This is a genomic window from Paenibacillus sp. FSL H3-0321 (assembly GCF_038002865.1).
GTDB lineage: Bacteria > Bacillota > Bacilli > Paenibacillales > Paenibacillaceae > Paenibacillus_AQ.
This window is the reverse complement of the sequence record NZ_JBBODH010000001.1, coordinates 2,912,376-2,934,026: the sequence shown is the minus strand read 5'-3', so window position 1 is coordinate 2,934,026 and position 21,651 is coordinate 2,912,376. Positions and strand designations below refer to the sequence as shown.

General features: G+C 52.8%; 17 protein-coding genes. 11 read left to right on the top strand and 6 right to left on the bottom strand.

The features are described 5' to 3' along the window. Positions 1 to 48 precede the first annotated feature (48 nt). Positions 49 to 210: a hypothetical protein gene (locus MHI45_RS12890; protein ID WP_179091879.1), complete on the top strand. Its 162-nt coding sequence runs from the start codon at positions 49 to 51 to the stop codon at positions 208 to 210. On the opposite strand, the gene MHI45_RS12885 is transcribed toward MHI45_RS12890, so the two are convergent. Continuing rightward, positions 192 to 1,229 (bottom strand): LacI family DNA-binding transcriptional regulator, encoded by a 1,038-nt coding sequence (locus MHI45_RS12885; protein ID WP_076114234.1) that lies wholly within the window; start codon positions 1,227 to 1,229, stop codon positions 192 to 194. The genes MHI45_RS12890 and MHI45_RS12885 overlap by 19 nt on opposite strands. Positions 1,230 to 1,519: 290 nt before the next feature. After that, a complete protein-coding gene (locus MHI45_RS12880; protein WP_076114227.1) occupies positions 1,520 to 2,077 on the bottom strand; it encodes a GbsR/MarR family transcriptional regulator in 558 nt (185 codons plus the stop codon). Between the two features lie 254 nt (positions 2,078 to 2,331). On the opposite strand from MHI45_RS12880, the gene MHI45_RS12875 reads away from it, so the two are divergent. The 8 genes from MHI45_RS12875 to MHI45_RS12840 all read left to right on the top strand — a co-directional run bounded on the left by MHI45_RS12875 (position 2,332) and on the right by MHI45_RS12840 (position 10,964). Then, positions 2,332 to 3,531, top strand: coding sequence for a quaternary amine ABC transporter ATP-binding protein (locus MHI45_RS12875; protein WP_076114226.1), 1,200 nt, complete (start codon positions 2,332 to 2,334; stop codon positions 3,529 to 3,531). Further along, positions 3,528 to 4,358, top strand: a complete 831-nt coding sequence (locus MHI45_RS12870; RefSeq protein ID WP_076114225.1) for an ABC transporter permease — start codon at positions 3,528 to 3,530, stop codon at positions 4,356 to 4,358. Before MHI45_RS12875 ends, MHI45_RS12870 begins: the two co-directional genes overlap by 4 nt. A 21-nt stretch (positions 4,359 to 4,379) precedes the next feature. Beyond that, positions 4,380 to 5,240, top strand: coding sequence for a glycine betaine ABC transporter substrate-binding protein (locus MHI45_RS12865; RefSeq protein ID WP_076114224.1), 861 nt, complete (start codon positions 4,380 to 4,382; stop codon positions 5,238 to 5,240). 238 nt (positions 5,241 to 5,478) lie between these two features. Beyond that, entirely contained in the window at positions 5,479 to 6,090 is a 612-nt protein-coding gene (locus MHI45_RS12860; protein ID WP_038600692.1) for a TVP38/TMEM64 family protein, read from the top strand. Positions 6,091 to 6,231: 141 nt separating this feature from the next. Further along, positions 6,232 to 7,347: a sporulation protein YunB gene (gene yunB / locus MHI45_RS12855; protein ID WP_306080850.1), complete on the top strand. Its 1,116-nt coding sequence runs from the start codon at positions 6,232 to 6,234 to the stop codon at positions 7,345 to 7,347. A 122-nt stretch (positions 7,348 to 7,469) separates the two neighbouring features. Then, on the top strand, positions 7,470 to 8,957 hold the full coding sequence (locus tag MHI45_RS12850) for a hypothetical protein (protein ID WP_076114223.1): 1,488 nt from the start codon (positions 7,470 to 7,472) through the stop codon (positions 8,955 to 8,957). Then, positions 8,954 to 10,231, top strand: coding sequence for a hypothetical protein (locus MHI45_RS12845; protein ID WP_076114222.1), 1,278 nt, complete (start codon positions 8,954 to 8,956; stop codon positions 10,229 to 10,231). Before MHI45_RS12850 ends, MHI45_RS12845 begins: the two co-directional genes overlap by 4 nt. Continuing rightward, entirely contained in the window at positions 10,224 to 10,964 is a 741-nt protein-coding gene (locus tag MHI45_RS12840) for a glycosyltransferase (protein WP_076114221.1), read from the top strand. Before MHI45_RS12845 ends, MHI45_RS12840 begins: the two co-directional genes overlap by 8 nt. A 158-nt stretch (positions 10,965 to 11,122) precedes the next feature. On the opposite strand, the gene MHI45_RS12835 is transcribed toward MHI45_RS12840, so the two are convergent. The 4 genes from MHI45_RS12835 to MHI45_RS12820 form a co-directional block, all read right to left on the bottom strand. Next, positions 11,123 to 13,087 (bottom strand): glycosyltransferase family 2 protein, encoded by a 1,965-nt coding sequence (locus tag MHI45_RS12835; protein ID WP_076114220.1) that lies wholly within the window; start codon positions 13,085 to 13,087, stop codon positions 11,123 to 11,125. A 17-nt stretch (positions 13,088 to 13,104) separates the two neighbouring features. Further along, positions 13,105 to 14,850 carry a tetratricopeptide repeat-containing glycosyltransferase family 2 protein gene (locus MHI45_RS12830; protein WP_076114219.1) on the bottom strand — a complete coding sequence of 582 codons (1,746 nt, stop codon included), beginning with the start codon at positions 14,848 to 14,850 and terminating at the stop codon, positions 13,105 to 13,107. Then, positions 14,847 to 16,874 carry a glycosyltransferase family 2 protein gene (locus tag MHI45_RS12825; RefSeq protein ID WP_076114218.1) on the bottom strand — a complete coding sequence of 676 codons (2,028 nt, stop codon included), beginning with the start codon at positions 16,872 to 16,874 and terminating at the stop codon, positions 14,847 to 14,849. The genes MHI45_RS12830 and MHI45_RS12825 overlap by 4 nt, the downstream gene beginning before the upstream one ends. 223 nt (positions 16,875 to 17,097) lie before the next feature. Then, positions 17,098 to 18,681 (bottom strand): DUF6385 domain-containing protein, encoded by a 1,584-nt coding sequence (locus MHI45_RS12820; RefSeq protein WP_341159860.1) that lies wholly within the window; start codon positions 18,679 to 18,681, stop codon positions 17,098 to 17,100. Between the two features lie 376 nt (positions 18,682 to 19,057). Between MHI45_RS12820 and MHI45_RS12815 the strand changes: the two genes are divergently transcribed. Together MHI45_RS12815 and MHI45_RS12810 are read left to right on the top strand one after the other, a co-directional pair. Next, the gene (locus MHI45_RS12815; protein WP_038596216.1) at positions 19,058 to 19,726 is read left to right on the top strand and encodes an alpha/beta hydrolase; all 669 of its coding nucleotides are present in this window, start codon (positions 19,058 to 19,060) and stop codon (positions 19,724 to 19,726) included. Between the two features lie 208 nt (positions 19,727 to 19,934). Continuing rightward, a complete protein-coding gene (locus MHI45_RS12810; RefSeq protein ID WP_076112535.1) occupies positions 19,935 to 21,635 on the top strand; it encodes an alpha amylase N-terminal ig-like domain-containing protein in 1,701 nt (566 codons plus the stop codon). The last annotated feature ends 16 nt before the right edge of the window (positions 21,636 to 21,651 follow it).

Sequence of the window (21,651 nt, the reverse complement as noted above, 5' to 3'; positions counted from 1 at the left end):
CAAAAGCTGATCAAGCTTTTAATCTATAAGACAAAGGAGGCACGACTATTGCCAGTGATCGAAATCTTGTTTGGTATCGTATTTCTTATAGTGTTGTATTGGATCGTCCGTAAAATTGTCAATTCTCCTTCGGTGCAGAAACATGCGGCAGAGAGGGACAAAAAGTTTAAGGACGATTTCGAACGAGGGGCTTATAAAGAGGATTGGTGAGGTTTAGCATTCAACCGGCTGCCGCAGGATTCGCGGACGATTAGCGCCGGTTCAACGACAAACGAACCGCCTTCTGATTGATTGTTAATTAGATCGAACAGCATATGAGCTGCAAGTACGCCAAGCCGTTCTTTGTTCTGGCGGATCGTAGTCAGCGTAGGGCTGGTGTATTTGCAGGCCTCAATATCGTCACAGCCGATGATGGCGATATCCTCAGGGATGCGCAGTCCGTGCTCCTTCAAGGCGCGGATGGCCCCAAGTGCCAGCAAATCTGAAGCGGCAAAGATCGCTTGCGGCAGGCTGCCTTTCTCGATGAGAGTCTGCATGGCCGCATAACCGCTGGCTTCAAAGAAATCCTCTCCATGTACGAACCACGTGGGATTCATCGCCAGACCAAAATCTTCGATTGCCTTGATATACCCTGCTTCCCGCCGGTTGGAAATATCCGAATCCGCCGTACTGCCGATAAAGCCAAGCTCCCTGTAGCCCAGCAGATAGAAATGCTCCACGACCTTGGAGGAGATTTGATAGTTGTCCGACATCACATACCCGGATTTTTTACCCTTAAGCTCCAGATCTACGCCGATGCAGGGAATGCTGCTCATATCGAGGTCGCGGATTGCGGGCTCCATCTTCTGCCCGGAGATGATCACGCAGCCGTCCACATGAAAATGCTGGCAGCGCGCGAAATAATCACCGCTACTGATAAATTTCTCGTTGGAGAAAAAAATCAGATCGTACCCCAGCACACCCATCTGTTTCTTGAAGGAATTCAGCACCTCGATGAAAAAAGGATGGGTAAATTCGACATTAAATTCACCGGCAAAAATGACCCCGATCAGACTCGATTTTTTGGTGGCCAGTGTTTTCGCGGAATTCGAGGGGGAATATCCGGTTTGTTCGATAATCTCCAGCACCCGCTGTTTCGTTTTTTCCGAAACATCGCTGTAATTATTCATGATTTTCGAAACCGTTGAGACGGAAACACCTGCCATTTCGGCAATCTTTTTAATATTCATTTGCATGGTAAAGCCACCCTCCGACTGATCATGAATTCCGGGAAAAAGACTGATATACTGCGGTTTTGGTCCATCGCTTTACACTTTATCCGTTGCAAAAATCAGTTATTCCTAGTCTATTAAACTTGTTGATACAAGTCAATCCGCAGCCGTTATTTCCGAAACTGATTTCGGTCTGAATTTTCATTTATAAATCCGCAGCAAATGGTAAATAATAAACGGCCATAGCCCCTTTGCGGGGCCATGGCCGTATTTATTATGCGGTGCAGCAGGGAGCTCACGCTCCGTGCTTACTTTTCTTTGGGAATGAAGTCGAATATCTTACCGGTTTCCAGGGCTTCAATCAGCTTCAGCAGCCAGCGGTAGTACTTGATGGCTTCTTCAATTTTTGCTTCGTCTGTATTCAGGAGCTTCTCAACATCCGGATTGTCAGCATACTCGGATTTTATTTGTTTGATTTCAGCAAGCGATTTAGCCAGTGCGGACATATTTCCCTCGACTGCTTTTCTCCATTTAATTGAGAAATAGTCACTGAAATTCTGATGCCAGTCGGGAACGACCTCGAACAGATCTTTTCGGGTTCCTTTTCCCCACACCTTGTCGATCATCTTCAGGTCAAGTAAGGTGCGCACTCCTGTACTCATGGATGTTTTGCTCATTCCCATCGTACGGCTTAGCTCGTCCAGCGTTACGGGGCCTTGATTAAAGTACATGTAACCGTATAAATGCCCAATGGATAGGGTGATTCCGTACAAATCCATGTTTTTGCCAATGGAATCAATGACCCGCTCGCGGACCTTGCTGATTTTCTCTATTTGCTCGGGCGGAAGCCCTTCTAAATCGTTCATGATGTCCCTCCTGAGGATTAGGCTAATAAACTGCAAACCTCTCCAATGTATTGTAATCAAATCTGCTGCAATAAGTAAAGAATTCATGCAGAACGGAATATGGCGTAAAACAGAGTATTCTATACGTAAAGTACGTAAAGTTAAAACTGTACACTAATTTTTTAGCGAATATGCACTTTGCGTCGCTTTTCACAACTCCGTTACACTTGTTGAGGAGCACAAACGTGAAATATAAGGGGAAGAAGGAGGTCACCATGGCAATTATAGAGGTAAAAGAACTTACCAAAGTATTCGGTCATGATGCGGGACGGGCACTTCCATTACTAGCACAAGGTTGGTCTAAAGAGAAGATTGCCCGTGAAGCCAAATTGACGGTTGGTGTCAACAAGGCTGAATTCAGCATCGAAGAAGGAGAAATATTTGTCATCATGGGTTTGTCAGGCAGTGGCAAATCCACGCTAGTCCGTTTATTGAACCGTCTGATTGAGCCCACAGGGGGCCAGGTCTTCTTTAAAGGCAATGATGTGGTCAAAATGAATCCCGAAGAGCTGCGCCGGTTCCGGCGTAAAAATATCGGCATGGTCTTCCAGAAGTTTGCCTTGTTTCCGCACCGCACGGTGCTGGCTAATGCCGAATATGGTCTTGAAGTACAGGGCGTGGAGAAAAAAGAGAGAACCCGGCTTGCCATGGAGGCACTGGAGCTTGTAGGCCTTAAAGGCTGGGAGAACCACCGCCCTGATCAATTGAGCGGAGGCATGCAGCAGCGTGTGGGTCTTGCGCGCGGTCTTGCCAATGACCCGGATATCCTGCTGATGGATGAAGCCTTCAGTGCGCTTGATCCGCTGATCCGCAAGGATATGCAGCAGGAGCTGCTGGAGCTGCAGGCAAGAGTGAAGAAGACGATCGTATTCATTACGCATGACCTGGATGAGGCCCTGCGGATCGGTGACCGGATTGCTTTGATGAAGGATGGGGTGATCGTCCAGATCGGCACTCCGGAAGAGATCCTTATTCAGCCTGCGAACAAATATGTGGAGCGGTTTGTGGAGGATGTAGACTTGTCGAAAGTCCTGACAGCTGCGCATGTGATGCGCCAGCCGGAAATGATCCGGCCGGAACGCGGTCCGCGTGTTGCGCTTCAGCTGATGCGGGACAGCGGCGTATCCAGTCTCTATGTGGCGAGCAATGAAATGAAGCTGCAAGGCGTACTTACGGCAGAGAACGCGCTGGAGGCACTCAAGGAGAATAAAAGCATTCTTGAAGTGATGGTCCGTGAAATCCCCCGTGTACGTCCGGACACACTGCTGAACGACCTGTTCGAGCTGATGTCCGAGACACATCTGCCGGTTGCGGTAGTGGATGAAGAAGATAAGCTAAAGGGCATTGTGATTAAAGGGGCAGTACTTTCCGCCCTTGCAGGCAATGCGGTACCGGAAGGAGGCATCGGTTCATGAATTTACCTAAATTACCTATAGGCAAGGGGATTGAATGGCTGGAGGACTGGCTGACTACGTATTTCGGGCCGTTCTTTGATCTCATTCATGCGGTTATTGGAGGTATGGTGGACGGAATCGATGCGGCTTTAACCTTCCTTCCGGCTATCGTCCTCACGGTGATTATCGCCGCCTTGGCTTACTGGATCGGCAAATGGCGGATGGCTTTATTCGCAGTGATCGGGCTGCTGCTGATCGACAATCTGGGTCTATGGGATCCTTCTATGCAGTCCCTGGCCCTTGTGCTTACTGCATCACTGCTTGCTGTGCTGATTGGTGTTCCGGTTGGCGTGTTTTGCGCGCAGAGTAAGACTGTTCAAAATATTGTGACTCCGATACTGGACTTTATGCAGACGATGCCTGCATTTGTGTATCTGCTGCCGGCGGTATCCTTTTTCTCGCTTGGCGTAGTTCCCGGAGTCATTGCTTCTATTATATTTGCTATTCCACCTACGATCCGTCTGACGAACCTGGGGATACGCCAGGTGTCGCCGGAACTCGTAGAGGCTGCGGATGCGTTCGGTTCGACGGCGAGCCAGAAGCTGTTTAAGCTGCAGCTTCCGATTGCCATGCCTACGATTATGGCCGGTATTAATCAGACGATTATGCTGTCGCTGTCGATGGTCGTCATTTCGTCGATGATCGGCGCACAAGGGGTAGGGGCCTATGTATACCGGGCGGTATCCCAGGCTAAGACTGGCGCAGGCTTCGAAGCAGGGATTGCCATTGTAATTATAGCGATCCTGCTTGACCGTTTGACGCAGAAGCTGGTTAAACCTAAACAATAATGACGGGAGTGTTTTATTTAGATGAAGAAAAAAGGATTCGGTTTGCTGTTGACGGTGTTGCTGGTATTTGCAATTGCCGGCTGTTCATCAAGTGAAGGAAAATCCGTGAAGCTGGCATATGTGGCCTGGGATTCAGAAATTGCCAGCACGTATGTAGTCAAAGAGGTTCTGGAGTCCAAGCTGGATGCGAAGGTGGAAATGCTTCAGGTTGATGCTGGACCGATGTGGGCCGGCATTGCGGACGGAAGTGCGGATGGAATGGTAGCTGCCTGGCTGCCGAGCACCCATGCTTCCTATCTGGAGCAGTATGGAAAAGATATAGAGGATCTTGGGGCCAACCTGGAAGGAACCAAGACAGGTCTGGTTGTTCCCACTTATATGGACATCAACTCCATTGAGGATTTGAACAATCCGGAAATGGCAGCAGCGCTAAACAACCGGGTTGTCGGGATTGAACCCGGAGCAGGAATTATGATGGCCACCGAAAAGGCGCTCACAGACTATAAACTGAGTGATTATAAGCTGCTGGAAAGCTCGTCGGCCGCTATGGTTCAAGAATTGGGGAAGGCATACACCAATAATGAGCCGATTGTAGTAACGGGCTGGACGCCGCACTGGATGTTCGCCAATATGGATCTGAAGTATCTGGAAGATCCCAAAAACGTATATGGCGGAGCGGAGCAGATTCACACTATGGTACGCAAAGGATTGAAGGAAGATATGCCGGAGGTGTACAACTTCCTCGATAAATTCACATGGACACCTGAGGAAATGGCCCAGGTTATGGTGGAGATTCAAGCCGGGAAATCGCCTGAGGATGCTGCCAAGAGCTGGGTAGAAGCGAATGAGGATAAAGTGAATACTTGGATTTCTGCAGAATAATAATAACTGTGCCGGTACTGCAGAGTCATTTTGCAGCGGGTTAAGATGTGTGCTATGATTAGGTCAACATAAGGCTACAATTTTGTAACCTGTAGCCGGACATTGTTCCCGCGATAACACATTTTTTAGCAGGATCATCAACAGACACCCCGTAAGGGGTGTTTTTCTTGAAGAATTAGTGATTTATAAGGACTCAGCGGAGCTGATGCTGAAAGGAGTCACGAAAGGGGACGGCTCCATGACGGAGGTCATAAACGGCTGGATTGATTGGCTGCTGCAAAGTCTTGGGCTGAACGGGCCGTATATTCTGTTAGCAACGATACCACTCACGATTCTGCAGAGTTTGTTCGGATTTTTTCCGCTGGCGATATTGATTGTTCTGCATGTCTCCGAATTTCATGTGATCGGCGGCATGCTGGTCAGCTGGCTGGCTTGTAATTTAGGCGCCATACTCGTGTATTTTCTCTTCCGGCGGTACCTCTATGGCTGGTTCGACGAGAAATGGAGATCCAAGCTGAAGCGCTATGACAAGTGGCAGCGTTATTTGGACCGCTACGGCATCTGGACGCTGGTGCTGCTTCGCACCATTCCGATTGTTCCCAGCAACGTAATCAATTTCATGGCGGCGGTCTCGCCGATCAAAGCCTCGGCTTATATCTGGGGTACGGTGCTCGGCAATCTGTCCTTCATTTGGCTGTTCGGAACGATCGGCTCTTCACTGGTTGTCCCCAGGGAGGAATGGAACGGATTTCTTGCCTGGTATGCGGTTTTTATTATTATTTTGCTGGGCATTTTTATCCGGCGGCATTGGGCCCATCTGCAGGAGGATAAGCGGAGCCGGATGGAGTAATAGCTTTAGAAATTATGGACATGAACGTTTCTCACGGTACTTCGCACCGTGAGAGGCGTTCTTCTTTTTTGTCCTCTTCCCGAATAGCCTATAGTAAGGGGCGGCGGCTTGACCGCAGGAATGCAGGGGGGACTTAGACTCATGGGCAGAATGAAAAAATGGGGAAGCCGCAGGGCGGTTATGCCAAGCCTGCGCCTGCGGGTGCGGCTGCCGAAGTTCAGCATGGGCGGCATGCCAAGACCGGCCGGGCGAAGCCCGGCGTTTAAGGCGAAACCGGCCAAGCCGGGAATCAGAACCGCTGGACAAGGAGCGCGGTTCTCGCCAAAAAGACGGGGGAGCAGGTTCAGCTTCTCCGGCGGAGGCGAGCGGAAGAAGGCGGTTCCTGTTTCCGTCCAGAAGACGCCAAAGCCGCGCAGACGGGGCCGCTTCTGGATCATCCTGAGCCTGCTGCTGATATTGGCGGTGCTTCAAGGGCTGCGTTATGTTGAGCAGCATTTGAAGCCGCCGATTATTCATCTGGCGCAAATCCGGGTGAAGCAAATTGCCACGGAGTCGATCAATAAGGCGATTACCTCACAGGTGGCCGATGCAGGAGATGCCGAAGCGCTGATTGACTGGAAGACGGATAAGGAAGGCAAAATATCGGGCTTTATGCTCAATTATAGAGAGCATATGCGGATTACCTCGCAGGCGGCGGAGGTCATTCAGTCCACGCTGCAGGAGCTGCATAATCAGACGGAGCATATCCCGCTCGGCCAGGCGCTGGGCAGTCCGCTCATCGCTTCCTTCGGGCCGGATGTGCCGATCAAGATCGAACCGCAGGGCGCAGTTAAAGTAGAGCTGAACACCCGCCAAAAAAATGCCGGAATTAATATGATTCTGGTTGAGGTCTTCATTCATGTTGTCACTGAGGTTGCGGTCGTCATTCCGTTCGACATGGAGCCGCAGGTAGTGGATACGGAAATTCCCGTATCTTATCTGATGGTTGTCGGCGATGTTCCGATGTACTACTACGACAATCAAGGCCAGCCAGTCGGTGAGAATGGAAACAACGCACCGGGCATTGCCATTCCGGCTCCGCAGGCAAGCGGGGAGAAGAGCGGAACTGGCGAAGGCGGTTCGGATACTGATGAAAGCGGCGAGAGCAAAGATCCGCAAAGCGGCACCACGAATGATCCGCCCGCGAGCAGTAATACTTCCGGCAATGCCGGAAACGCAGGCAACGGCGGAGCGGAGACTGAGGGTGGCGGCGAATAGAATAGGTAAATTGGATTTAATTTGGGAGAATCCGGAAAAATCCGCCAATGGGGCAGGGATATCACCGCGTAGCATTCATACACTATAGGTAGCACAGTTTTAACTAATGGAGTGTGAGCCTGATGCTGTATGATTCTATGGATTCTGTCCGCTTGGAGCGTCTGGCCGGAAGATACAGCTATCTGGAGCGTGAAGGATTACTGCCGCTTCCGGTAATAGACGGAATAACAATTGTGGTTGAACTGCGCTGCGCCGCATGGGGTGCAGAATGCTTGCAGCTCCTGCTGCTGCATTCCGGCCCTGGCGTCCGTGTGATTGGCGTTCCGCTGGAAGAGGATTTTGCTTTGCTGCCCCTCTCGGAGCAGTTCTCTGGAGAACATGCCGTGTCTTTTCTCCCCTACAGGAACGGGGAATATAGGGTGAATGAGGCCTTGGCATATGCCGAGACCTCATTTGTCGTATTGCTTCAGGATTCCGTCATGGTCACTGCAGGCTGGCTCGCCGATCTGCTCTGGCCGGCCATTGATGATCCGGTTATCGGAGTAGTTGCCCCGCGTTCCTCTACGGAAGAAGCGGAAGGCAGGGAACTGCAGTGGTTTGACGATTTCTCTACGCTGTCCGCATACGTAAATCATACCCGGCTTCGGCGGCAAGGCGAATGGCGTAATGTGGAAGTGCTAAGCGGTGCCTGCCTGCTCTTCACCAGGGAACTGCTGCTCAGAGTGGGCGGTTTCGATGCATCGCTCCGCCAGCGGCGCCTGATGGTGGCCGATTGGTGCCTGCGGGCCCGGCAGCTGGGGAGAAGGCTCGCGCTCAGCGATGCTCTGTATGTTCACGCGCTTCATCCGCTTGAGGACGGAAGTTGTTCTTTGAATGGCATGGACCAAGGCGCTGAGGAGGAAGGCGGGCGGGCGTACTGCGCCAAATGGAATTTGCCCGGCGTCTCTGGGGTTGGAGGAAGTCTCCCGGTACCTGCGGAGCTTTCCGTCTATCCGCAGCAGCCCGCGATACCGCTCGGCAAATCTTCCGTGACCGTTCCACTGGTGACAGCAGTTGTTTATTTTGAAGAGAAGTGGAACACGGAAACATCGCTTAAGCGGCGTCAGTTGCTGCAAGAACAGCAGAGTTATGACAATATCCGCTGGGTATGGATCAGAGACAGTGCAAACGATGTTGCTTCCAAATTTCCGGTTCAGGAGAGGGACGCGGTGATTACGGTGCAGGGAGAAAAACCTTGGCTGCATGCGCTGGAGAATGTATCCGCACTCTACGAAAGCGCAGCAGTAGTGTATTTGTCCGCTTCTGCAGAATATGACACCCGTTATGTGGAGAGAATTGTGCAGGCTGTGCGGCAGGGTTCAACCGATATTGTGGTGAGCCAGGAAGATGGGCTGCAGGGGCCATTGACCGGGGGGCTTCCGCTGTTTCTTCCGCTTGAACGTACCGCCCACCGGGGCGGAATTGTGCCTGGCCGAATTGGGCGGCGGGAGGAGCCGACCCGCCGCAGCCTGCAGCTCGTTCCCGCAGAAACACTGACTATAGGGTATATTGCCGGGCTTCGCGGCGGAGAAGCATCGCCATCTCCCAGTGAGGGAGGGGGACGGCTATGAATTATCTTATCCTCAGTTCTGTTCCCTGGGAGGCTTATGAATACAAGAGGCTGCTCAACCTCCTGCCGGACCGCGGGGAAGTTTTGTTTGCAGGGGGGATGACACCGGGCCAGCAGGAGGAATATGACATCCATTCCTTGAGCCTGGCGGAGATTTACAAGCTGAATGCCAAGGAATACACGGTGCTTGTCTCCTCCCCGTATTGGCTGCCGGATGTAATGACACTGGAGCCAGCCTATACTGTGGCACTGCTGGAGGCTTGTCCCGAAGGCGAAGACAGCGGACTGTGGGACAAATACAGCGCGCTGCTCGCTGCCAGAGCCGATCTGGTGGCCACCGCTTCAGAACGGCTATATCTGGAGCAGAATCTGCGCAGAGACGGGGTCGTCTATCTCAGCGGGGACAGTCCCTTATCGTACGGAATCATCCGCCGGGGAGACCGGCTGTTCTTTCTCTCCAGCTATGAAGCGATATGGACAAGAGCGCTGGGAGAACTGTGGCAGCCATCCGCAGGATCGCCTGTGTCTTGGCTTGATATCCAGCGGCGGCACCGGGCGGAGTTTTATCTGTCCATGTGCGAGAAGCTGCCCGATCAGCCGGCCGTGCATTATCTGGCAGCCTCCTATTTATATTTGCTTGGGGACGAGGCGGCCTCCCGGTATTTGACGAAATCCTTCGAGCTGATGCTGCTGCATGATTATACGGACTGTCTGCATTCCCATTACCGGTTTTTCTCGGCTATTGAAGCTAAGCAGGGCCAGCTGGAGCTTGCTGCCGCGCAGTATGCCATTACAGCCTTTACGGATGAAGAAAAAGCGAGGGCAGCGGAGATGCAGAACTGGCTGGATCACGGTCAAAAAGAGCTGCTTCAGGCGGAAATTTACCGTGTGAACGAGGATTCGGCGGCGGCGATCATGATTTTGTCCAGTTCATCCTATATGGAGGCGAAACCGCTGCTGCTGCTGAACTACATTGAAACCTATCAATGGGAAAAAGCACTGCAGCTCCAGCGTGAAATGGAAGCCAGCAGCGATGCGGGGGTGGGTACTGCTGCGGGACCGCCACCTCCAGCAAGAGGCGGAGCGGCAGCAGCTGCAAGCCAGCAGCTGCCGGTGATCGAAGGTACGTTGCATCTGCTGCATGGCAGGCGGCATGCAGCCATCCGCAGCTTTCTGCGGGCGGCCGGAGCAGACTATCAAGCCCGGCCGCTGTTTGCCGAAATGGCCGATCTGGAAGAGGCAGTCGGGCGACTGAGGGGGAGAGTAGATGAGTAATCGTGAGCCTCTGCGCAAATCCTCCGGCAACCGGCTGACTGCGATGATGCAGGTACGCAATGAGAGCGGGCGTCATCTGGAACGGGTGCTGGAGGAACTGAGCGATTTTGTGGACGATATCGTCATTGTTGATGACGGAAGTACGGATGGTACGGCGCGGTTGTGCAATTCTTTCGCCAAGGTGTCAAAGCTGGTGACGCTGGAAAGCTCGCTGTTCAGCCGGGAATGGGTGCTCCGGCAAACGCTCTGGGATCTGGCGGTGTCCACCGGACCAGACTGGCTATTATCTGTCGATGCCGATGAATTCTACGAGGAAGAGGCGAAGCGGGAGATGCGTCGCCTCATTGATCAGGATGTTTACGACTGGGTAGCCTTCCGCCTGTATGATTTTTGGGGCGGAACTACCCATTACCGTGAGGATGAACACTGGAATATACACATGAAGCATACCCGCACGCTGGTCCGCTATCTGCCGCATTTTCATTATTTTACGCCCCGGATGGATCATCATGTTCCCCGGCTCCCGCTTTCCTACGCCATCCTGCCGGGATTTCTAGCCGAACTGCGTGTGAAGCATTACGGCTGGGCTGTGCCGCCGGAAGAGCTCCGGCAGAAATACGAGCGTTATCTGGAGCTTGATCCTGAGGGCAGATGGGGGAGCCTGGAGCAATACCATTCCATTCTGGATGAGAATCCCCGCTTAGTAGAGTGGAAAGAAAAGCGCGGCATGTAAACAGCGGTGTATGGGTAATGGTTGCCTGCACAGCTATAAACCGGTTTTGAGAGTATGCAATGAAAATAGTATGCTGCTCAGAGCAAATAACCCCCGTTCCGGCTGGCAAAGGAACGGGGGTTATCCAGGTTTGCTGCACTGGACTGTGAAGCCCTTGGTTAAAGCTTCTCCCGGAGGGCTGCTCTTACAAGCAGCAGCCGAGGGATGCTGCCGGAAGCAGCGCCTTGCGGATGGACGGCTGCTGCGAGCAGCAGCTTATGGTAGCTCAGGCCCACCGCAGCTGCCCGGCTCCCCGATTGCTGCAACGCCCTTTCAGCTGCGGGCTCCAGCAGGGGAGTCAGTCCGCATGAGCTGGCTACCGCTGCGTACAGCAGCCACTCCACCAAGCCGGCAGGAGTATGGCAATGCTGCTCTTGTGCGGTGTAGACCGAGCACCATTGCTTCTTTATCGCTGCGGGGGCCTGCAGCAGCCCGCACCACAGCGGTTCGGGCAGCCTTGACCACTGCAAGAGTGCGGCATCCGCATGCTTGCATAACGCCAGCAGGCTGCTCCAGGCTCCTGTCTGGAGCAGCAGCTGCGCGGCGTAAGAGAGATCGGCGAAGCTTGGTGACTGGCATCCGGCTGAATCAGCCGGAGGGTTCACCAGCAGCCGCCGGACAGCGGTTAAACCTGGCCTGTAAGCGGCCAGGCGTTCCAGCCATTGTCCTGCGGCAGCTTCATCGCCGATGCGGCAGGACCAGGCCCACAAATAGCCATGGATAAATGGCTGTTCGGAATCTTCCTCCAGCAGCTGTGCCAGCAGCTGGGCAGCTTGCGGTGAGGAGTGCTGCTGCGGGAGGAGCTGCAGCAGCACTTGAATGAGCCGCTGGACGTGAAGGGGCAGCTGCCCCGTCTCGCCCAGCACCTCCAGCCAGCCGAATGCGCGGGCATTCAACGCAGCAGGCACAAGCCTGCCAAGCAAAGCTGAAGATAAGGACGGGGCATGGAGCCGGGTTAGGGAAGACAGTATTTCTTCTTCCCCTGACAACAGGCACAGCGGCACGAGTTCATCCCATGCGGCACTATAGTCCGCTTTATAACCTATAGCTTGCGTGTAATGCTTGTGCGCTTCCTTGTACAGGAACAGCCGCTCGCAGACTTGGCCGGCAAACAGCTGGGTGCGGCTGGTACCGCTGCCGGAAGAGGAGGGGTATTTATGTGCAGTGTTTCCGCTCTGCAGCGCCTGATGCAGCAGAAGACGGGATGCCTGCAGCTCCCCTTCTTCGAGCAGCAGTCCGGCGTAACTCTCCAGGAGATCTGTGAAATCGGGAAATAAGGAGCAGCCGTTTGCAAAAACGGTTTTAGCGTCGCTGCTCCGTCTGCTGGCTTGCAGAGCATAGGCTGTTTTGAGATAGATGTCCGCAGCATAGCCGGAGCCGGCGGGGATTTCACGGAGCAGCGGAAACAGGATATTGGCGGCGGCAGTGTACTGTCCTTGCTGGTAATGTTCGGTTCCCAGTGCATAACGCAGGGGTATACTCTTCGGATCAAGCTCCAGGGCGGTGTGGATAAGACTCAGATTGCGGCTTGCTTTATCCTTGCGCTGCAATTCATCATCCAGATAGCCATAATGATCAATGGGCAGCTCCGCATAATCGACATGTCCTTCCGGCAGTGCCCAGATGCTGCCGGCGGCCTCCTCATGAATACTCCCCTCAAAAACAATACGTGCATCATTTCGGAACAGCCGGCATACATTATCCGTCACATATTCCCGCCCGGAGGTATTGCCTACATAGTGGATAAAAGGCAGAAAGTAACCCTGCACCTTCTCCGCCTCCAGCAAGGGCTGCAATACTTCTTTCCGCCAACCGGCAATGGCCTCATCCGCATCCAAGACCAAAATCCATGAACATGAAGCCGCCCGGAGGGTTAGATTCCGGGCCTTGGCAAAATCATTCTCCCACGGAATATCGATCACCTGTGCACCGAAGCTGCGGGCAATGCCGATGCTGCCGTCACTGGAGCCAGTGTCGCCGATAATAATCTCCGATACCCAGCCCTGAACTGAAGCCAGGCACCGCTCCAGGTGGCGTTCCTCATTCCTGATAATCATGCAAAGCGAAAGATCGGGAGTGGCCATATGAAAGATCCCCCTTCCTAATCTGTAACTCTGGGAAGCGGCAGCGCCATCTGCGCTCTTCGGACTGCCGGACCATAGACGGGCGCAGCGGGAGCTGAGGCCAGCACCCGGTCGGCCAGCAAAATCCAGGAACGGCCAAGCTGCAGGGCAGGTGCGGCTGCAAATGCGGTAGCAGCCTGGTTACAAATTGAGGGGTGGTTCAGCAGGGACAGTACATCCCCTTGGCTCAGCTGTTCTGCTGGAATGGTCCGTACCCTGTGTATTAGTTCTAATAAGGAGTTGCCGGGAGCTGCGGCAATATCCGGCTCTGGTGCATGCTCAGGCGTTGCCGCAGCCCGCTCCGCTCCACGCTCAGCGGCTGCCGGAGCTGGACTAGCTAGCCTATTGGTCGCCGTCGCTTTATCCGTCGCGGCTGTTCCTCCAGTCGTTGCCTCCAGCACGGCTGAGCTCTCTGCGCTGCCCAGCACGGCCGTATCAACTCCCGCTGTTACCCCGGCCGATGCGGCTTCCGCTTCGGCCAGCAGCACTACTGCTGCGGTGTAACAGCCTTCCCTCAGCAGCAGTGCCGGAAGGCTGCCTCTCAGCGCGGCCCATGCATCGGGCAAATGGGCCTTTAACCAGCCGGTTATCTCCTGCTCACGGCCGCTGTACTTGAAGATCCGCAGGAGGCGGGCAATAAGCGGGCCGGGCTCAGGATGAAGTTGAGCCGCCCGTGTACAGCAGGCGATGGCCTCGCCATCTTCGCCCGTTTCCTGGCATAGCTGCCCTAATGCAGTATAGGTCAAATAGGTCCCGAATCCGGATTCCGTGTGGTAGCCCGGAGGAGAGACGCCGATGTCCAGTGCGCGGCGCAGCGCCGCTTTGGCCTCAGCAAAAGCTCCCGCCTGCAGCAGCAGGACTCCCTTGAGATGATGGAGATCAGGGTAATCGGGGAACAAAGTTATGCCCCGTTCACACGCTTCCAGCGCACCCTTCAGTTCTCTTTTGGCGGCCCGGCAGCGGATTTCGTATTTATACAGCAGATGGACGTAACTTGTATCCGGCTCGACCTCCTCCAGCGAACGCTGGATATGGTGAAGAGCAGGGTCATATTCCCCTAAACGCATATATTCCACAGCCATGTTGAAATGGTGAAAAGCATCGCCGGGGTTCAGCCTCAGCTGCTCCTTCAACAGCTCAACGTTGCGGCTGATCTTGTCTTTCTTCGCTACAACACCATCGGCATAGCCGTAATGATGAATAACCACAGTGCTCAGATGCATTGCGGCAGCGGGAGTGGCCTCCACGATAACACCAGCAATCTGCTCGTGGATAATTCCGTTGAACCGGTACTGAGGACGGTTGCGGAACATCCGCAGGATCGGATTCACCGTGATGGTCTGCGAAGTGCGGGAGGTTCCCTTATGATTATGAATCCGCAGGAAAAACGCCTCATACTCCGTATGCTCCGCACACAGCAACAGTTCTTCTTTGCTTCCTGCATCGAGCTCTTCATCGGCGTCCAGTATGAGGATCCACGTTCCCTTTGCCATCTTCAGGCCTGCATTGCGGGCTGCCGCGAAGTCTCCGGTCCAGGGGGAAGAGACGACAGCGGCGCCGAAGGAACGGGCAATTTGCACAGTGCTGTCAGTAGATCCGGTATCGACAACGACCAGCTCATCAGCTACCCCGTGTACACTTTTTAGGCATTGGGCCAGACTGTCAGCTTCATTTTTAACGATCATGCATAATGAAATCAGCGGCTTGCGGCGCGGCTTGGTCATGGTGTTGTTCCTCCCTGGCGCTGACGGTAGCTCCACTGCGTATGCCAAGGTGTGCGGTTCAGTATGGCCATGGAATTTCTTATCGCGGCAATGTCCTCCAGGAGTGGACTATGGGGATCATCCTCTTTAATGCTTTCCACAACCTCTTCCAGCCCAAGCCTCGCCAGTTGAAGATAACAGAGCGATAAGCCGATTCGCGCAGCTTCATTCCCGGGTGCTTCTTCCAGCAGCTGTTGAAACCACCCGGCAGCCTCTGAATAATGGCCCTTGTCAAAGAGCATTTCCCCGATATAAAAGAGAACTTTTCCCTCTGCCCGTTTGTCGCGGGCCAGGTCTATAAACAGCTCCCCGGCTTCCTTTAATCTGCCTTCCTCATACAATGCTGCAGCCAGATCCGCCGTATGTGCGGGAGATAGCTCTGCCAAAGAAGCAGCCAGCCCGTAACGCTGCAGTTTCACAGACAGCTCAATAAGTGTGGTTATGAGCGGAGCAAAGCCTGGTTCAGCTGTGAGTTCAGACGGATGGGCCCTTTTGTGCGATAAAAGTTGGTCTATATCATACATCTTTTTGTGAAAGGGTTCGGATACATCAAGCAGCCGCTTTCCCATTTCCCAATGGCATATCGCCTCAAGCTTCCACAGCTGCTTTAATAATTCTTGATCCACATTTTCGCCGCTTAGAGATGCCTTGTGCTCCTTAAGGGCATTCTCAGCCTCCTGAACCTTCCCGGCAATGATCCAGGCGGAAAGGATAGACACAAGTGTATCCCGCTCCAAAGGAAAACTCTCCTGTGACAATCCGGCTATAGCCTCGTAAGCGCCAATCGCAAACAGGGTGGTGATGACTGCCGTTCTTGCGGCTGCCTGCTCCGGCGGGACAAGCTGGACAAGCAGTGCAGCAATGTCATTATCTGGTACCGCAAGGCGCTGGAAGGCAGCAGCGATTCCCAGCAGTGCCGGGGCATATAGGGAGTAATGCTGAAGCGAGCGGTGGAAATACCTTGCCGCCTCTTCGAGCTGGCCAAGCTCCTGCGAGAGTACACCCATGCGGTGCAGCGGACGGAAGGTGCACATGCCTTGTTCGCGGACGTATTTTCCGCTAGGTGTTGAACTGTCACAGAGTGCTGCTGCCTGCTGATAGGACTGGAAGGCGCGTTCCGGCAGACCTTGACTCTCCCAGGACTGGCCCTGAATAAAATGCAAATCAGGATAATCCCCGTAACGTTGCAGTTCTCTTGCCAGCAAAGCATCGATCTCGCTCATTTTTCCCAGAGCGAGATAGATTTTGCATAAATCACGGATCATGGCCGGACGATAGGAGACTTTAAGCGGAGCGCGGCTGACGGTCTGGCGCAGCAGTTGCTCCGCCTCCTCCAGATTGCCGTTCTGACAGCAGGTCACTGCCAGATTATAGCTGTAGAAGTCATCCTCCGGCTGTTGTGCAAGAGCGAGGCGCAGCAGATGTTCATTGCGGCTGATTTTATTTTTGCGGGCCATCATCTCTGGTAAATATCCAAAATGGACAACCCCGATGTCACTGTCCTGGATTGCGTAAACACCCTGTTTGCTGATAATTGCGGCGTCTACGCCTTCATGGATTTTCCCGCTGTAGCGGTATTCCTGTCGATTGCGGAACAAACGCACTAGCCTGTGGTTTAAACGCTCTTCGGGCCTGCTCCCAAACCAGTTTTCTATGTCTACTGTGAATGCTTCGGCTTTAGTCTCACGAAGTAATTCGATAATTTTCTGCAGAGGGGTCTTCAGGATCTCATCGGCATCCATCACCAGAAGCCAATCGGTCCCGGCAGCGGACAACCCGGCATTGCGCGCCTCCGAGAAATCATCGGCCCATTCCCTGAGGAGCACTTTGGCTCCGTAGGTCCGGGCGATTGCAACAGAATCATCTGTCGAGCCAGTATCCACGACGACAATCTCGTCAGCTCCAGCCAGACTTTCCAGACAGCGGGGCAGGAGTTCTGCTTCATTTTTGACGATCAGATGAACGCCAAGGGTAGGGGTATTCACGGTTTTTCCTCCTTTGGAAGGCGATTTCTTCAGTTCTGTGTTGAGGGAGGTGATGATTGTCCGGCATATGTAGATGCAGAGTCTGGTTATGACAAAATAACCCTCAAAGTGCGGATTCGGTTCATAGCATGCTCCAAGTACTTTGCAGGGCTTCAAAACCAAAGAAAGAGTACATGGACAACCATGCACTCTTTGTCTCTACAGGATATGACGGACCTTTTGCTTACGTTCCCTGAGCATCAAAAATGACATTAATGGTAGAAGCCGCACCCGGGGTCGCTGATTGATAAGAAAGACGGGTATATTTCAGGAATCTTGCCGGAACGATGACATCAACAGAACCAGCAGGTAAAGGATTGTCACCGGTCGTATCGACAAAATAATTGGTTCCATCCGCACTGATCTCAACCTGCGTATTCACAGGGTTGGCTCCAGTGTTCAAGATGAAATAGGAGTAGGTACCCAGCACGCTCGTTGTATTGGCCGGCAGCGGCGTGAAGACATCGGAGGTTGGAATTCCGAGTGTAGCCTGCTCAATAAAGCTGCGCTGCGAGATGGAGGTCACACTGCTGAGTGTACCGGCAGTAATGGTAGCCCCCAGTACACTGGTGATTGTACCGTCAAGCAGGTTGGTAATTGTACCAGCGGACGACAACGTACCGGCAGTAATGGTAGCCCCCAGTACACTGGTGATTGTACCGTCAAGCAGGTTGGTAATTGTACCAGCGGACGACAACGTACCGGCAGTAATGGTAGCCCCCAGCACACTGGTAATCGTACCGTTAAGCAGGTTAGTGACTGTACCGGCCGACGATAATGTACCGGCAGTAATGGTAGCCCCCAGTACACTGGTAATTGTACCGTCAAGCAGGTTGGTAACTGTACCAGCGGACGATAACGTACCTGCAGTAATGGTAGCCCCCAATACGCTGGTAATCGTACCGTCAAGCAGGTTGGTGACTGTACCAGCGGACGACAACGTACCGGCAGTAATGGTAGCACCGAGTACGCTGGTAATCGTACCGTTAAGCAGGTTAGTGACTGTACCGGCCGACGATAATGTACCGGCAGTAATGGTAGCCCCCAGTACACTGGTAATAGTACCGTCAAGCAAGTTGGTGACTGTACCAGCGGACGACAACGTACCGGCGGTGATGGTAGCGCCAAGTACGCTGGTAATAGTACCGTCAAGCAGGTTGGTGACTGTACCAGCGGACGACAACGTACCGGCAGTAATGGTAGCACCGAGTACGCTGGTAATCGTACCGTCAAGCAGATTAGTGACTGTACCAGCTGACGATAATGTACCGGCAGTAATGGTAGCGCCGAGTACGCTGGTAATCGTACCGTCAAGCAGATTAGTGACTGTACCAGCTGACGATAATGTACCGGCAGTAATGGTAGCGCCGAGTACGCTGGTAATCGTACCGTTGAGCAGGTTGGTGACTGTACCAGCGGACGACAACGTACCGGCAGTAATGGTAGCACCGAGTACGCTGGTAATCGTACCGTCAAGCAGATTAGTGACTGTACCAGCGGACGATAAAGTACCGGCAGTAATGGTAGCTCCAAGAACGCTGGTAATTGTACCGTTTAAGAGGTTGGTGACTGTACCAGCCGATGACAACGTACCGGCAGTGATGGTGGCCCCCAGTACGCTGGTAATCGTACCATTCAGGATAACTGTGGTCAGGTTACCGCTGGGATCCGTAGTAAGGGGAAGATCGTTAAGTGAGACGGGGTCCCGGCCGAAAATAAGCGTGCGCAAATTATCCGGATTGGACTGGAATGAACTAAAGTTAGGCAAAGTTATTCATCCTTTCTTCATAGAATAGGAACAGCAAGCTTACTCGTAAAAAGACCCAAACCGTCGTCTGGGTCTTAAACATTATTGCTTCCGTCATTGCTAGAACACAGCCTGTACGGATAAAAATAAACCATTCGAATGGTGTGATATTAATATATGGAGGATTGAAGAGGATGACTGGGTTGGCATGGCAAAATACGCAGATTCCCAAACAAGCCGGTTAAAGCCGCATAATAGGAGTATATTTTTAATGACATAATGATGAAGTGAACCTTAACGATTGGACGTTGAGGTTTATTTTTCTTAAAATGGTTAAAATAAGGCAGATACATATAAACCCAGCGGCCAAAAAATCTAAACGAAAAGAGGATTGGTTATGGATAGCTGTTTGTTTATTCATGGCTTCACCGGGGGAGAACACGAAATCTCTCCGTTGTCACGGTTTATGGAGCAGCATAATTACCATTCCAGGACCTTCACGCTTAAAGGGCACGGCGGCAGCAGAAAAGATCTGCTTCACTCGGACAGGCATGATTGGCGGCAAAGTGCCGAAGATGAATTAAAGAGTTTGCTGAACCAGACGGAGAGCGTTCATCTTATTGGTTTTTCTACCGGAGCGTTGATCGCTTCCCATCTTTCGGTACAATACCAAGCCCGGATTAAGTCGCTTACGCTGCTGTCGGCGCCTGTGTTTCCGCTGAACGTGCTTGAGATTCTCAGAACGTTGGGCAGCCCAGCCATGCTCAGGAATTATTTCAGCAAATTCGGCTCGACGCCGGCGAAGGCCACCCGGGAATTTCAGCGGCTGGTCCGCGAAAGCTTTGAGGTCTATCCGCGCATCGAGATTCCGACCTTGATCGTGCAGGGCAGAAGAGATCACCTGGTGAAGACCAAAAGCGCCGGTTACCTGCAGCAGACCATTCCTTCCGGCTGCAAACAGGTGCTGATGGTGGAGAACAGCGGTCATATGGTTTGCCATTGCGATGACAGTGAGCGGATCATGAACGAAGTACTGCAGTTTATCGAGCGCTCAGGGGCTTCCTGAATAGTATGTGAAAATAATATATCAAGCGCCGCTTGCAGAGCCTCTTTCACCGATGAGTGTGAAGCAGGCTCTTTCTTATTTATAGAGTTGATTTGCATTGACAACGTATACAGCACATGGTAATTTTTATGAAGGAAACCGGTTTCCCTAACGGGTTGAGTTTGTCCGGGAAGTTCCGGGACTGATAATAAAAAGGAGATTAAAAAATATGTCAAACCACTGGTTTTTGTACCATACGTCAGAAGATCCTTTTGCCTTTCCCGCTGGACCGGGAGCCCTGAAATTGCGGCTGTTTGTGCCTGCCGGACAGCATTTAAGCTGTACTGTGGTTCACTCCGACCGCTATGATTCCCCGGGCAGTGAACAGCCGCAGTCTATGGAGAAAATCGGTTCAGCCGGCGCCTATGAGATTCATGAGGCGGTAATCCGGACGGAAACCGGCAAATGCAGATATTTGTTCTATGTAAAAAATCCTGCGGGTGATTATACATGGTACGGGGAACGGGGAGAGTCCCAAAACCGCGAACGTGCCGGGTCTTTTCAATACGCTTATCTGCATGCCGACCAGGCGCTGGAGCTGCCTTCATGGACGAGCGGAGCCATTGTCTATCAGATATATCCCAGCAGCTATAACCGTGGAACACTGCAGGGAATTACAGAAAAAATACCCTATCTGCAGGAACTCGGCGTGAACGCCGTCTACATGACACCTATCTTTGAATCTCCTTCAGAGCATAAATATAATACATCGGACTATTACAAGATTGATCCTGATTTTGGTACAGCAGAGGATCTTAAGGAGCTTGTCGCTGAGGCACACCGCCACGGGATCAAGGTGCTGCTGGATGCTGTGTTCAACCATTCAGGCGATACTTTTTTTGCTTTCAGAGATGTGCTTGAACATGGGGAGAATTCGCGGTATAAGGATTGGTTCTTTATCCATTCCTATCCGGTTGAGCAGTCTCCGGTTCCAACCTATGAGACCTTCGCAAAGGCCGAAGCCCAAATGCCCAAGCTGAATATGAATCATCCTGAAGTTGCTGATTATATGCTCGCTGTGGCCAAGCATTGGATTCGTGAAGCGGGAATTGACGGCTGGCGTCTGGATGTGGCCAATGAGGTCCATCCGCTATTCTGGTCGCGGTTCCGCCGCGAACTGAAGGATGAATTTCCCGAACTGCTGCTGATTGGGGAAATCATGCATGCTTCCGGCCCGTGGTTAAGGGGTGACCAGTTTGATGGCGGGATGAATTATGTGCTGCGTGATGCGGTGCTGGAATTTTTTGCGGAACAATCCACGGGCCCGCAGCGGTTCATGGAGCAGCTGCTCCATATCGAAGCACTCTGCAATGATCAGGCTAACTCGGCAATGTTCCAGCTGCTTGGCAGCCATGATACCCAGCGGTTTCTGACAGCCTGCAAGGAAGGCGGCCGCGGCTGGAACCGGGCGGGTACGGCCCTCCAGCGGATGAAGCTGGCTATATTTTTTCAGATGACCTATATTGGCCTGCCAATGATTTATTACGGAGATGAAGTCGGAATGGAAGGGGCCACCGATCCGCACTGCAGAAAACCGATGCTTTGGCACAGGCAGGAGCAGAATGAGGAACTGCACAATTGGTACAAGGAGCTGATTGCCCTGCGGAAAGCACATAACGTCCTGCAAAAAGGCGCATTCCGCCCCTGGTTCACTGATGAGGCGCGTAATGTCCTCGGCTTTGTGCGGCGGGGTGATCAGGACCCAATAGGGCTGATTCTAAACAACTCTCCGAATCATTATCAGCTTGAGCTGAGCAGTTTCCGCCCTGACCCAAATGAACTGACCGACTTGTTGAGTGGAAGGACCATCCGGAATGCCAAACGGATTCTCGTGGAGATTGAACCGTTCGGCTGCCTGATGTTGAACTAGCCGGACGGTGCGGATG